The sequence below is a fragment of the Pseudomonas sp. NBRC 111140 genome, assembly GCF_001320885.1.
In the GTDB taxonomy this organism is placed as follows: domain Bacteria; phylum Pseudomonadota; class Gammaproteobacteria; order Pseudomonadales; family Pseudomonadaceae; genus Aquipseudomonas; species Aquipseudomonas putida_P.
The window spans coordinates 107,081-119,336 of the sequence record NZ_BCBQ01000004.1 but is presented as its reverse complement, the minus strand read 5'-3'; the positions used below and the strand labels follow the sequence as shown (position 1 = coordinate 119,336).

General features: G+C 63.0%; 11 protein-coding genes and 1 pseudogene. 5 read left to right on the top strand and 7 right to left on the bottom strand.

The genetic code is table 11. From position 1 onward, the window contains the following. The 3 genes and pseudogenes from APH42_RS02655 to APH42_RS02645 all read left to right on the top strand — a co-directional run. A pseudogene (locus APH42_RS02655) lies at nucleotides 1-203 on the top strand (dihydrodipicolinate synthase family protein); the annotation flags it as partial. A gap of 94 nt (nucleotides 204-297) precedes the next feature. Next, a complete protein-coding gene (locus tag APH42_RS02650; RefSeq protein WP_012273707.1) occupies nucleotides 298-1,875 on the top strand; it encodes an aldehyde dehydrogenase (NADP(+)) in 1,578 nt (525 codons plus the stop codon). A 2-nt stretch (nucleotides 1,876-1,877) separates the two neighbouring features. Then, nucleotides 1,878-3,125, top strand: a complete 1,248-nt coding sequence (locus APH42_RS02645; RefSeq protein WP_012273708.1) for an FAD-binding oxidoreductase — start codon at nucleotides 1,878-1,880, stop codon at nucleotides 3,123-3,125. 33 nt (nucleotides 3,126-3,158) lie between these two features. Here the strand turns inward: APH42_RS02645 and xenA are convergent, their stop codons facing one another. Further along, complete coding sequence (gene xenA, locus APH42_RS02640; RefSeq protein WP_060492661.1) at nucleotides 3,159-4,250, bottom strand: xenobiotic reductase XenA; 1,092 nt, start codon at nucleotides 4,248-4,250, stop codon at nucleotides 3,159-3,161. 49 nt (nucleotides 4,251-4,299) lie between these two features. Here xenA and APH42_RS02635 point away from each other — a divergent pair, with 49 nt between their 5' ends. Continuing rightward, complete coding sequence (locus tag APH42_RS02635; protein WP_012273710.1) at nucleotides 4,300-4,635, top strand: helix-turn-helix transcriptional regulator; 336 nt, start codon at nucleotides 4,300-4,302, stop codon at nucleotides 4,633-4,635. 4 nt (nucleotides 4,636-4,639) lie between these two features. Here the strand turns inward: APH42_RS02635 and APH42_RS02630 are convergent, their stop codons facing one another. The 4 genes from APH42_RS02630 to APH42_RS02615 form a co-directional block, all read right to left on the bottom strand. After that, nucleotides 4,640-5,263 (bottom strand): metalloregulator ArsR/SmtB family transcription factor, encoded by a 624-nt coding sequence (locus tag APH42_RS02630; protein WP_012273711.1) that lies wholly within the window; start codon nucleotides 5,261-5,263, stop codon nucleotides 4,640-4,642. Continuing rightward, nucleotides 5,263-5,907: a hypothetical protein gene (locus tag APH42_RS02625; RefSeq protein WP_012273712.1), complete on the bottom strand. Its 645-nt coding sequence runs from the start codon at nucleotides 5,905-5,907 to the stop codon at nucleotides 5,263-5,265. The genes APH42_RS02630 and APH42_RS02625 overlap by 1 nt, the downstream gene beginning before the upstream one ends. Nucleotides 5,908-6,081: 174 nt before the next feature. Continuing rightward, nucleotides 6,082-7,719 (bottom strand): malate dehydrogenase (quinone), encoded by a 1,638-nt coding sequence (gene mqo / locus APH42_RS02620; protein ID WP_012273713.1) that lies wholly within the window; start codon nucleotides 7,717-7,719, stop codon nucleotides 6,082-6,084. Between the two features lie 327 nt (nucleotides 7,720-8,046). Then, the gene (locus APH42_RS02615; protein WP_003254720.1) at nucleotides 8,047-8,238 is read right to left on the bottom strand and encodes a YhfL family protein; all 192 of its coding nucleotides are present in this window, start codon (nucleotides 8,236-8,238) and stop codon (nucleotides 8,047-8,049) included. Nucleotides 8,239-8,426: 188 nt separating this feature from the next. Here APH42_RS02615 and APH42_RS02610 point away from each other — a divergent pair, with 188 nt between their 5' ends. Beyond that, on the top strand, nucleotides 8,427-9,044 hold the full coding sequence (locus tag APH42_RS02610; protein WP_060492660.1) for a LysE family transporter: 618 nt from the start codon (nucleotides 8,427-8,429) through the stop codon (nucleotides 9,042-9,044). Nucleotides 9,045-9,146: 102 nt separating this feature from the next. Here APH42_RS02610 and APH42_RS02605 read toward each other — a convergent pair whose 3' ends face one another. Together APH42_RS02605 and APH42_RS02600 are read right to left on the bottom strand one after the other, a co-directional pair. After that, nucleotides 9,147-10,355 (bottom strand): hypothetical protein, encoded by a 1,209-nt coding sequence (locus tag APH42_RS02605; RefSeq protein WP_060492659.1) that lies wholly within the window; start codon nucleotides 10,353-10,355, stop codon nucleotides 9,147-9,149. Between the two features lie 10 nt (nucleotides 10,356-10,365). Continuing rightward, nucleotides 10,366-12,249 carry a hypothetical protein gene (locus APH42_RS02600; protein WP_060492658.1) on the bottom strand — a complete coding sequence of 628 codons (1,884 nt, stop codon included), beginning with the start codon at nucleotides 12,247-12,249 and terminating at the stop codon, nucleotides 10,366-10,368. Between the last annotated feature and the right edge of the window lie 7 nt (nucleotides 12,250-12,256).

Here is a 12,256-nt window from a genome sequence, read left to right as displayed (position 1 = left end):
CCGTGCTGTCGTCGTTCGATGAAGGTTGCGACCTGGTGCTGTACTACAAGCACCTGATGGTGCTGAACGGCGACACCGAGTACAGCCTGCACTTCAACCAGACCGACGTGCTGACCGACGCCCAGCGCAACTATGCCGAGCAGCAATACGCGCTGTTCCGTAGCTGGTACGCCAGCTGGTCGGCCGAGCAGAACCTGGCCTGATGCAGCCACTGCTTGCTCTGTGGGCGCGGGTACGCCCGCACCCACACTGCAAGCAGTCCCCCATGCACCTGCAATCGATTCCCAAGGAGGCTCCATGACCCTGACAGGCAACCTGCTGATCGGCCAGACGCCAGTAACCGGCAGCCGCCAAGCCATCCGCGCCATTGACCCGGCCACCGGCCAGGCGCTGGAACCGGCCTACCTGGGCGGCACCGGCGAACACGTGGCCCAGGCCTGCGCCCTGGCCTGGGCGGCGTTCGATGCCTACCGCGAAACCTCGCTCGAACAACGGGCACAGTTCCTCGAAACCATCGCCACGCAGATCGAGGCACTGGGCGATGCCCTGATCGACCGCGCCGTGGCCGAAACCGGCCTGCCCAAGGCACGCATACAGGGCGAACGTGGCCGCACCTGCACCCAGTTGCGCACCTTCGCCCGAGTGGTACGGGCTGGCGAATGGCTGGATGTGCGGGTCGACAACGCCCTGCCCGAACGCCAGCCACTGCCGCGCGCCGACCTGCGCCAGCGCCAGGTGGCCCTGGGGCCGGTAGCCGTGTTCGGCGCCAGCAACTTCCCGCTGGCCTTCTCGGTGGCCGGTGGCGACACGGCCTCGGCTTTGGCTGCTGGCTGCCCTGTGGTCGTCAAGGCCCACAGCGCCCACCCAGGCACCAGCGAACTGGTCGGCCGGGCGGTGGCGCAAGCCGTGAAACAATGCGGCTTGCCAGCCGGTGTGTTTTCGCTGCTGTACGGCTCGGGTCGCGAAGTGGGCATTGCCCTGGTCAGCGACCCGCGTATCAAAGCCGTTGGCTTTACCGGCTCGCGCAGTGGCGGCGTGGCGCTGTGCCAGGCCGCCCAGGCGCGCCCGGAGCCAATCCCGGTGTATGCCGAAATGAGCTCGATCAACCCGGTGTTTCTGTTCGACGCCGCGCTGCAGGCCCGTGCCGAAGCACTGGCACAAGGTTTCGTCGCTTCGCTGACCCAAGGCGCCGGCCAGTTCTGCACCAACCCCGGCCTGGTAATCGCTCGCCAGGGGCCGGCGTTGCAGCGGTTTGTCGCGGCAGCCAGTGGGCATGTGCAGCAGGCTGCTGCGCAAACCATGCTCACGCCGGGCATATTTGACGCCTACCAGGCCGGCGTCGCTGCGCTTGCGGCCAACGCCAATGCCCAGGCCACCGCCTGCGGCCCGGCCAGCCACAGCCCCAATCAGTGCCAGGCACAGCTGTTCGTGACCCAGGCCGAGGCCTTCCTCGCCGACCCGGCGTTGCAGGCTGAAGTGTTCGGCGCAGCGTCGCTGATCGTGGCCTGCGACAGTGACGAGCAGGTCCGCCAGGTAGCCGAGCACCTTGAAGGTCAACTGACCGCCACCCTGCAGCTGGACGAGGCCGACATCGACAGCGCCCGCGCCCTGCTGCCGACCCTTGAGCGCAAGGCCGGGCGCATACTGGTCAATGGTTGGCCGACCGGCGTCGAGGTGTGCGATGCGATGGTGCATGGCGGGCCATTCCCGGCCACCTCCGATGCCCGTACCACCTCGGTGGGCACGGCAGCGATCCTGCGTTTCCTGCGCCCGGTGTGCTACCAGGACTTCCCCGATGCGCTGCTGCCGCACGCGTTGCAGCACGGCAACCCGCTGCGGCTGCGGCGCCTGCTTGATGGTAAACGGGAAGGCTGAGCATGGTCGAAACCGCTGAAACCGACATCGCCGTGGTGGGCGCCGGCATCGTCGGCGTCGCCTGCGCCCTGCAGCTGGCCCGTCAGGGCCGCCGGGTAACGCTGATCGACCGCCAGGCGCCAGGCCTTGGCGCGTCCTATGGCAATGCCGGGCACCTGGCCACTGAACAAGTGTTCCCGATTGCCGACCTGTCCATCCTCAAGCGCTTGCCCCGCATGCTGCTAGACCCGATGGGCCCGCTGCGCCTGGACTGGAAGTACTTGCCCAAGGCCATGCCGTGGTTCACCCGGCTGCTGCTCAACCTGCGAGCGGCGCCGTTCCAGCGCAGCGTGGCGGGCATCCGCACCTTGAACGAAGGCAGCCTGGGCGCCTGGCAGCGGTTGCTGGGCTCAATCGGGCGCAGCGAACTGTTCCAGGAGGATGGCTCGTTGCTGGTGTTCGAACGGCCCGAGTCGCGCCAGGCGCTGGAGGCGTTGCGCGCACGCATGCGCCAGCAGGCGGTACCGGTGAGTTTCTGGTCGGCCGAGGCCGTGCGCGAAGCGGCGCCACAATTGAGCCCATCATTGCTGGGCGGGCTGTTCTTCCCCAAGACCGGGCACTTCATCGACCCGTACCGGGTAGTGTGCGAGCTGTTCGAAGCGGCCAAGGCCAGTGGCGTGCGCTTTGTCCAGGCGCAGGTCGAGGGTGGGCAACTGCACAGTGGCGGGGTCAGCCTGGCCAGCGACAAGGGCACGCTCGATGCTCGCCAGGTGCTGATCAGCTGTGGTGCGCATTCTGCGAAACTGACCGCCGCGCTGACTGGCAAGCGGGTACCGCTGGACACAGAGCGCGGCTACCACCTGATGTTGCCGGGTGAGCACCAGCGCCTGCCGTTTGCAGTCACCTCGCTTGAACGCAAGTTCATCATGACGCCCATGGCCGAAGGCTTGCGCCTGGCTGGCACGGTGGAGTTCGCCGGGTTGGAGGCGCCGCCGAGCATGCAACGGGCGTGGCAATTGCACCGGCTGAGCAAGGGGTTGTTCCGACAAGACCTGAGCGTCGAAGGGGCGACACCGTGGATGGGCTTCAGGCCTTCGTTGCCAGATTCATTGCCAGTGATCGACCGGGTGTGTGATGGGCGGGTGCTGTTGGCGTTCGGGCATCAGCACCTGGGGTTGACCCAAGCAGCGGTGACGGCGGAATGGATGGGGCGGTTGGCTGAGCGGGCCCGTGGGCATGAGATGGCAGCCTACCGGTTGGATCGCTTCTAGATTCGAGGGCCGCTGTGCGGCCCCCGGCATCACTCAGCGATAACGCTCGAGCCAGTGCGCATACGGCGCCGGCAAGGTCCAGGAGGCTTTCTCCACCCCCAGCTCCTTGGCTGCAAAGTACGCCCAGTGCGGGTCGGCCAGGTGCGCACGCCCTACCGAAACCAAGTCCAGTTGGTTGGCCTGCAAAGCCGCTTCCGCCAACTGCGGTGTGCCAAAGCCCCACGCCGAAGTCACCGGCAGCTTCGCCTCACGGCGCACACGCTCGGCAATCGGCCCCATGAACGCCGGGCCCCACGGGATGTTGGTCTCGGGAATGGTGAAACCGACACTCACGCTCAGCAGGTCAAGGCCGCCGGCCTTGAAGCGGCGCGCCAGTTCGATCGACTCTTCCAGGGTCTGCTCGTCGCGGCCATCGTATTCCAGCACACCGAAACGCGCGGTCAGCGGCAGGTTTTCCGGCCACACTTCACGCACTGCGGCCAGGGTTTCCAGCAGGAAGCGGCTACGGTTGTCGAAGCTGCCACCGTAGGCATCGGTACGCTTGTTGGAGTGCTCGGAGAAGAAGCTCTGGCCCAGGTAACCATGGGCAAAGTGCAGCTCGATCCACTCGAAGCCGGCATCGCGCGCACGGCGAGCGGCATCGACAAAGTCCTGCTTGACCCGGGCGATGTCGTCCAGGGTCATCTCGCGCGGCACTTTCGGCAGATGCGCGCCAAATGCGATGGCCGACGGGGCAATGGTTTCCCAGCCACGGGCATCGTCGGCGGCAATATGATCATCACCTTCCCATGGGCGGTTGGCGCTGGCCTTGCGCCCGGCGTGGGCGATCTGGATACCCGGCACGGAGCCTGCCGCCTTGATGGCCTGCACCACTGGCACGAAGGCCTGGGCGTGGGCATCGCTCCAGATACCGGCACAACCGGGGGTAATGCGCCCTTCCGGCGCCACCGCAGTGGCCTCGACCACCAACAGGCCGGCACCACCACGGGCCAGGCCGGCCAGGTGCACGTGGTGCCAGTCGTTGATCATGCCGTCTTCGGCCATGTATTGGCACATCGGCGGAATGGCAATGCGGTTACGCAGGGTGACGTCTTTGAGGGTGTAGGGTTCGAACAGTGCGGACATGGGAAACTCCGGGTTCATTTGAATACTGTTGTTCGATCATAATCGAACTATGGCAATTAATGAAACCCCCGTTATCATGTCGGGCATGCGAGCCTATAAACATCCCAACCCTGAAGACCTGATCCTCGAACGCCTGCTCTATGCGCTCAGCGACCCCGTGCGCCTGGAAATCGTCCGCCATCTGGCCGGCGTGGCAGAGGCCAGCTGTGGCGAACTGGACGGGGGGCGGCCGAAGTCGAGCATGTCCCACCACTTCCGCGTTTTGCGTGATGCTGGGTTGGTACAAACCCGCAATGTGGGCACTACCCATATGAATTCACTGCGCAGCGAAATGCTGGATGAGCGGTTCCCTGGGTTGCTGGCGTGCATACTGCGCCAGGTGTGACCTGTCAGCCTGCCGGTTCTGGATGGGCCAGCGCAAACCGGCACACCTGCCCTCCCCTGAGCATGCACTCCTCATGGCTGACATCGGCCCCACCCAGCGCCCCGATCAGCGCCAGATCAAGCTCGCACACCACCGGATGCGCCTTGGCCAAATGATGGAACACACAATTGTGCGCCACGATCTGCGGCGCCCCCCCCGAGCGGAAGAACACCTGCGCTTCATAGCCGGCATTGTTCATGTGCTCGACGATGCGTGCTTCATCCACCACCTTGTGTTCAAGGTCCGCCGCCAGCTTGCGCCCCAGTTGGCGCATCAGCGCCAGCAGTGCCTCCTGGCCTAGCAACCCTGCCACCTCACCAATCAGCAGATTCGCCAGTAGCGGGTACTGCCGGGGAAACTGCTCGCGGGCAAGATCAGTCAGCTCATGCAACTGCTCCGGGCGCCGCCCGGTAGGCCGGGTGGCGCCGCGCTTGACCAGGCCATCACGCTCCAGCGCGGCCAGGTGCTGGCGTACCGCCGTGCGGGTAATGGCCAGGGCTTGCGCCAGGTCGTCGATGCTCATGCCGGCTGGCTGGTGCAGCAACGCGTGGAGCAGGTCCTGTTGGGTACGGCCCAGTCCCTCGAGCATCAGAACTTGTCCGGGAACTGTTTGACCAGCGCCGCAGCGATGGCATCGGACAGGGTCAGAATATGCTCGCGCATCATCCCCCAGGTGCGCGCTTCGCCCGTATAGTCACCGGCCGCCAACTGATCGATCTGCGTCACATGGTGGCCACCGTGGGCGCTGAGCAATGTAAGCAGGGTCGCCTCGGGCAGGTTTGGGTTGGCCTTGGCCAGGAACGCCGCGATGGCCTTGGCATTGCTGGTCAGCTCGTCGACGCCAGCTTGCTGGCCCTTCTTGTCCTTGGCCACAGTGGCATCGCTGTAGTGCTTGATCGCGCCCCAGTGGCCGGCCAACAGTTTCAGCAACTGGTCGGCAGCGGGCTGGCCGTATAACGGCGCGATGCTGTTGGCGATTCGGGTCGCGTCGCTGACCACCTCATTGGCGGCGACTTCAGCCTGCTTGGCGTTGCCGGCCTGGTTGGCCACGGCGTAGTTGCGAACCCAGAAGATGTGCTCGACCCACAGGTCGCGCAGGGCCATGCGCGTGGTCATTGCAGCGGATTCGGCGGGTTTGGTGGCGGGGGGTGTGCTGGAGTAGGCGTAGCTCTGGCTCCATGCCGGCTGGGCGCACAGGGCCAGCAGCAGTAAGGCGGCAATCTTGGTATTCATGACGGCACCCTCCTGGAGGGGATCGACTGACAAGATTAATTTAAGCATCAAAATATGTTTTTATTGGTCGGCGAACAGGTTTCCGATCAGTGGTTTCCTGCGGACAGGCCCAAACAGACAACAAAAAAGCCACGAGGTCACCCCCGTGGCTTTGGATCACGACAAGGCTGCTGATTACAGCGCCATGTCGTTCTCAGGCTTGCTCTCGACCGGCTGGCCAGCAGCGCCACCGAAGTCGACGCTGGCGTCGATCACCGGCGGTTTCTCCAGCTGCAGCACTTCAGCGGTGTAGTTCCACTCTTTCTGAGTGGCCGCTGCCGAGTCGTTCAGCTTGGTGCCGTAGCTGGGCACGATTTCCTTGATCTTGGCCTGCCACTCTGGGGTAGCGACCTTCTCCTTGAACACGGTTTCCAGCACGTTCAGCATGATCGGCGCAGCAGTCGAAGCACCTGGCGATGCACCCAGCAGGCCCGCGATGGTGCGGTCTTCGGAGGCTACCACTTCAGTGCCCAGCTTCAGTACGCCGCCCTTCTCGGCATCACGCTTGATGATTTGTACACGCTGGCCGGCCTGCCACAGGCGCCAGTCTTCCTTCTTGGCGTTCGGGAAGTAGGTGCGCAGCGCTTCGAAGCGGTCATCGTCAGACAGCATCAGCTGGCCAGCGAGGTACTCGACCAGTGGGTACTGCTCGATACCGACTTTGGTCATCGGCCACACGTTGTGGGTAGTGGTGCTGCTGAGCAGGTCCAGGTACGAGCCGTTCTTCAGGAACTTGGTCGAGAAAGTGGCGAACGGGCCAAACAGGATCACGCGCTTGCCGTCCAGCACGCGGGTGTCCAGGTGCGGTACCGACATGGGTGGCGCACCGGTCGAGGCGATGCCGTAGGCCTTGGCCATGTGCTGCATGGCCACGGTCGGGTTCTCGGTCACCAGGAACGAACCACCCACCGGGAAGCCTGCGTATTCCTTGGCTTCCGGAATGCCCGACTTCTGCAACAGCTTCAGTGCGCCACCGCCAGCACCGATGAACAGGAACTTGGCGTCGGTGGCCGACTCGGTACCGTCCTTCAGGTTCTTGTACTCGACGTGCCAGGAGCCGTCCTTGTTGCGGGTGATGTCCTGCACTTCGCTGGACAGCTTCAGGTCGAAGCCTTTCTGGGTCTGCAGATGGCCAACGAACTGGCGGGTGATCTCGCCGAAGTTGACGTCAGTGCCGATTGGCGTCCAGGTCACGGCCAGCTTCTGGTTCGGGTCGCGGCCTTCCATCATCAGCGGGACCCACTTGGCGATCTGCGCGTGGTCCTCGGAGTACTGCATCGGGCGGAACAGCGGGCTGGCCTGCAGTGCGTCGTAGCGCTTCTTGAGGAACTTGATGTTGTCATCGCCCCAGACGAAGCTCATGTGCGGGGTGGTGTTGATGAACGAGTGCGGGTTCTTCAGCACGCCCTGGCGGACCTGCCACGACCAGAACTGGCGGGAGATCTGGAAGGCTTCGTTGATTTCGATGGCCTTGGTGATGTTGACGTTGCCGTCTTTGTCTTCCGGGGTGTAGTTCAGCTCGGCCAGCGCGGAGTGGCCGGTACCGGCGTTGTTCCAGCCGTTGGAGCTTTCTTCGGCCACGCCGTCCAGGCGCTCGACCATTTCCATCGACCAGCTTGGCTCCAGCTCGTGCAGCCACACGGCCAGGGTGGAGCTCATGATGCCGCCGCCGACCAGCAGCACGTCTACTTTCTTGGTTTCTACGGCGTGCGCTTGCATGACGCTTGCAGCGACAGCCAGACCCAGCAAGGTCTTGCCAGCTTTCTTGAACATTGATCAATTCCAGTCAGGAGAACAGAGTGAGGGCCTGTGGCTGGCCCCGGTAAAGCGTGTTCTTCAGCGCAGGCTTGTTGTTGATCATTGTTCAGCAGCCAGAGAACCAAAAAACGACCCGGGCTTTTGTCGAATTGACCGACAAGGCTGAATCGTTTTTCCGATTGTATCTGAAATGCCAGCACAAACAAATTGCAGGTCCTTGCGTCAAGGCGACGGGTTGCCCCAGCGGCAGAATGCCACGCCAAAAACAAAAACCCCCGGCCATTTGCATGACCGGGGGCCTTGGATCACGCCGCAAGCGTCGCGATCAGGGTACCGCCAAGATTACTGCTGCTGAGGCAGTTTATCGATTGGGCCGCAGCCACCGATGATCTTGGAGATGGAAACCGAAGGGTGGAACAGGTAGTCGTAGGTGCAGTTTTTTGGTTGGTTGTAAACCTGGCCAGTGCAACCCGACAGCAGGGCAACACCCGAAACGACAGCAACGGCTACGGTGGCCTTGAACAGCTTTTTCATTACTCAGTCCTTTAAATGAATCATCTTCGGCCATCGTCTGATGGCGCCGGGATGATACAGAACCTGAGCATTGGATCCAAGTCGCGGGTGGCATTGATGCTTTGCGAAGACGCAACAACCGGTTGTAAAGCACGCCGTTGGCGACGATAGTCATACTCTGCCTTTGCACTGCCCTACAGGAGTTCACCATGCTTGGCGTTACCGACTACGGCGCATTCGTCATCGCCTTCATCATTCTGTTGGCCATTCCCGGCCCGGGCAATTTCGCGCTGATCACCGCCACTGGCAAAGGCGGTATCAAAGCAGGCCTGGCTGCGACCTGTGGGGTGATCGTCGGTGACCAGGTGCTATTGTGGCTGGCAGTAGCCGGCGTCGCCACGTTGCTGGCCACCTACCCGGCAGCCTTCCATGTGGTGCAGTGGGCGGGCGCTGCGTACCTGGCCTATCTCGGCCTGCGCATGCTGCTGAGCAAACCAGGTGACGCGCCACGCACCAGCCGCATGGACAACGGCCAGTACTTGCGCCAGACCATGCTGATCACCCTGCTCAACCCCAAGGCGATCATGTTCTACATGGCATTCTTCCCACTGTTCATCGACCCATTGAAACACCAGGGGCTGGTGACTTTCGGCTTCATGGCGGCGACGGTGGCGGTGATCACGTTCCTGTACGGGTTGATTGCCGTGGTACTGACTCACCGACTGGCCGAACGCATGCGCGCCAACCCAAGGATCAGCAACCTGTTCGAGCGGCTGGCGGGCATTTGTCTGGTGGGGTTTGGCATTAAATTGGCCGCCATGCGCTGAGGCCCCTCGGGCGCGCCCCATGCGGCCCCAAAATTCCAAAGCAAAAAAAAGCCCCCGGCAACTCACAGTTCCCAGGGGCTTGTTCAATCAGCGACTACCCAATCAATTGGTTTCCAGCTGATATGCCTTGCTCACGAACAACGCCGCAAACAGGCTCTTGCCTTCCTTGAACGTGTACTGCTCTTCGAACTTGCCTTCCTCGACCAGCTTCTGCCCAATGGCACATTCCGAATCGCTGTGGTTCTTGCCCTTGGCGCCGAAATCACTGCTCCACGACGACAAGCCAACTTCTTCGCAGAAAGCCGCGAACTTCGCCTTCGGTACACTCTGCTGGAAGTCGCTGTAAGCCTCTTTCAGCGGTTTGAAGCCGCTGTAGCTCACGCTGTAGTTCTCCACCTTCGCCTTGCGCGCAAAGCCACTTACCGCTTCGGCCAAAACGGCCTGGCCGGTGTACGGGCTGTATGCCCCGATCAACATGGCGCTCAAGGCACTCTTGAGCTGGGTTTCGACATCGTCCAGCTCCGGCAGCGACTGGAAGTCGGCCTTGCGTACGATCTCACCCACCTTGGAGCCATCGTTACGGTGGGTTACCACAAACGCCATCGAACCTTCACCATCACTGGAGCGCGTGAGGGTGAAATCCAAGTCGACCGTGGTGCCAAAATCACCCGTGCTGCTGACCAGGAACGCGCCAGTAACCGGCTGGCGTACCGCCATGTTGGCACCCCAATCGAAGCTCGACTCAGTGGCCCGGCCATTGGCGGCCAGCTCGGCGCGCGGCTGGATCTCGTCGCTGACATCAGCCACCAGCACCACTTCGGCGCCCTTGCTGGCAACGAAGGGGTTGGCCATCTGCATGCCCAGCAATTGGATGTGAAGGGTGCCGTCCTTGCTGTCGCCGTCATGGGCCAGTTTCAGCGCATCGGCTTTGAGGTATATGCCGGCGACATTGCGGCTGACATTGAGCTGGTACTTGGCCCAACCTGCCAAGCCCTCCTCCGGCGAACCACCGCGAGCCGATTCCATCAAGCTGGTCAGGCCGCGCATGAACTGCTGGGCGCCATTGGTCTGGGTCGCAGCGACGCGGATTTCGGGGTCGGCGACTGTCAGGTTGCCAGAGAACGCCGAATAGGAAATGTCGCCCTCAGACAGTACATCTTCAAGGAAATAGCGCTCCTTGAAGTCCTCGTAGTAGGCCAGCGCAGCCTTCTTGCCCGAGCTGGAGACCATCGCATAGCCACCACCGAGCACCAGCACCGCCGCGGCTACACCGCCAATCAGCAGCTGCTTCTTGTTCATCTGTTTGATCATGGTGTTTGCCTCACTGGACCATGGCGGAAGCGTTGTTCCAGTCGTTCACGTACTTTTGGGAGACCTCGGGGGTCCAGCTGAAATCGATACCGGCGTTGGGGAATTCCTTGGCCAGCACGGCGCCGAACGACACACGGTCGGCACAGTGGTCCTGCTGGCAGGCCTCGGGCTCACCTGCGCTGTAGGCGCGGTAGGTGGGCACGGCGCGGCCATCGTCCAGCGGGTAGTACGGCGTGGCGTTGGCGACCTGGGTCACGTACCAACCTTCGCTATACTCCTCGTCCGCCACCAAGCGGCCCTTGCTCGGGAAGTCGAGGGTGTAGAAATCGCCCTTCTTGCCGGTAACGTGCACCATCATTGGCGCAACGCGGGCCGAGGTCGCAGGGTCTTGCTGCGCCAGCGGCGAAGCGAAACGCACCTTGATGCCAGCCATTTGCGCCAGCGCCTCGGTTTCGCGCCCCTTGAAGTCGCTCATGCCGTCTTGCAGCTGCTGGTAGCGTTCCAGCACTCGGGTGTGCACGCGGGCCAGCTCCTGTTGACGCTGACGCTCTTCACGCACACGCTGCTGCTCTCGTTGAACCGCCCAGTTGGCACCCTCGCGCACATCGAAGAACAGGCCTTGGCGGGTGATGCCGATGCGGTTGCGAGTGATCTTCTGTGCGTCGTTGCCCCACATGCTGTTCGTAATTGCCGAAATATCTTTGACGATGAACAGGTTGGCCACATCGGTGGTGGTCGGCGAGGTGGCCTTGATCAGGTCGAAGATTTCCAGCGCGGCTTCCTTGTACTTGGCCGCGTCCAGGGCGAACGACTCGTCAGGCGTTACGGCAACGTAGTACGGATCGCTGCTGAACGGGCGGAGCACGCCGTAGCTGGAACGGGTGAAGGTCAGGTACACCTTCATCTGCCGGCTGGGGATCTCGCCCACCAGGAACGCGGCCTGGTCAGCATCCGCCGTGAGGTAGGAAACAGCCTTGTCCTTCACTGCAGATTCGAGGTTCTTGTTGAAGATCAGCCCGCTGGGGTGAGCGTATACGCGGGTCCAGTTGTCGCCACGGTAGGTGCCAACGGCCTTCCAACTGATTTTTTCGAAGCTGCCTTCACCAAAGCCGGAGGCCGGGCACGGCATCACCGGGGTAGTGCCGAACGACAGGGTGTCGCCGTCGCTGATGATCGAGGTGCTAAGCACCCATTTGCAGCCTGTGCCATCCGTTACCTGCATCAGGTTGCGGTTTTGCAGGACCACGGCGCGGCCGAAGTCCGAGGTTGGGGCAGCGGCTACCGCAGCAGCAGGTGCTGGAACAGGCGGTGCGACTGGGGCTGCTACCGGGGTTTCGGCAACGGGGGCTGGCGCGGGTTCTGCAGCAACCACCGGGGCCGGGGCCACCTCTGCTTTTGCAGGCGCTGGTTCAACTACAGCAGGCGCCGGCGCAGCGGCAACGGCTACCGGGGCTTCTGCTGGCGCAGGTACAGCGGGTGCAGCCGGGGCCGGGGCAGCAACGGCCGGAGCAGGTGCTGGTGCTGGTGCTGGTGCAGCTGGTGCCGCGGCAGGCGCGACGGCCAGGGTCACCAGGCCCAGGTTGGTGGCATTGCCCGAACCGCTGGCGTAAAGGTTGCCCTTGGCGTCAACCGCCTTCCAGCTCACCTTGGCGGTCGCGCAGTCCTTGGCGAACACGAACGGCAGCTTGGTCAGCAGCCCCGACAGCAGCTCCTGCTTGTCCCAGGCCGGGCGGGTGATGGTCAGCTCAACCTCGGGTTTGCACCAGGTGGCGGCGTCCCCAGGTACTTCGACCTTGATGTTTTCTTTCTTCGAGAAGGCCAGCTCGTGGGCGAACGCCTGCGGTACCAGACCACAAGCGCCGACCACAGCCAGCGCGAGCGCGTGCTTTTTCATGGAGTTC

What these genes read in the sequence shown, in the direction of transcription:
- APH42_RS02615 (WP_003254720.1), bottom strand. Translation starts at nt 8,238, where the DNA reads ATGAAAAAGCTGTTCAAGGCCACCGTAGCCGTTGCTGTCGTTTCGGGT.
- APH42_RS02630 (WP_012273711.1), bottom strand. Translation starts at nt 5,263, where the DNA reads ATGCTCGAGGGACTGGGCCGTACCCAACAGGACCTGCTCCACGCGTTG.
- APH42_RS02625 (WP_012273712.1), bottom strand. Translation starts at nt 5,907, where the DNA reads ATGAATACCAAGATTGCCGCCTTACTGCTGCTGGCCCTGTGCGCCCAG.
- APH42_RS02645 (WP_012273708.1), top strand. Translation starts at nt 1,878, where the DNA reads ATGGTCGAAACCGCTGAAACCGACATCGCCGTGGTGGGCGCCGGCATC.
- APH42_RS02610 (WP_060492660.1), top strand. Translation starts at nt 8,427, where the DNA reads ATGCTTGGCGTTACCGACTACGGCGCATTCGTCATCGCCTTCATCATT.
- APH42_RS02635 (WP_012273710.1), top strand. Translation starts at nt 4,300, where the DNA reads ATGGCAATTAATGAAACCCCCGTTATCATGTCGGGCATGCGAGCCTAT.
- APH42_RS02600 (WP_060492658.1), bottom strand. Translation starts at nt 12,249, where the DNA reads ATGAAAAAGCACGCGCTCGCGCTGGCTGTGGTCGGCGCTTGTGGTCTG.
- xenA (WP_060492661.1), bottom strand. Translation starts at nt 4,250, where the DNA reads ATGTCCGCACTGTTCGAACCCTACACCCTCAAAGACGTCACCCTGCGT.
- mqo (WP_012273713.1), bottom strand. Translation starts at nt 7,719, where the DNA reads ATGTTCAAGAAAGCTGGCAAGACCTTGCTGGGTCTGGCTGTCGCTGCA.
- APH42_RS02650 (WP_012273707.1), top strand. Translation starts at nt 298, where the DNA reads ATGACCCTGACAGGCAACCTGCTGATCGGCCAGACGCCAGTAACCGGC.
- APH42_RS02605 (WP_060492659.1), bottom strand. Translation starts at nt 10,355, where the DNA reads ATGATCAAACAGATGAACAAGAAGCAGCTGCTGATTGGCGGTGTAGCC.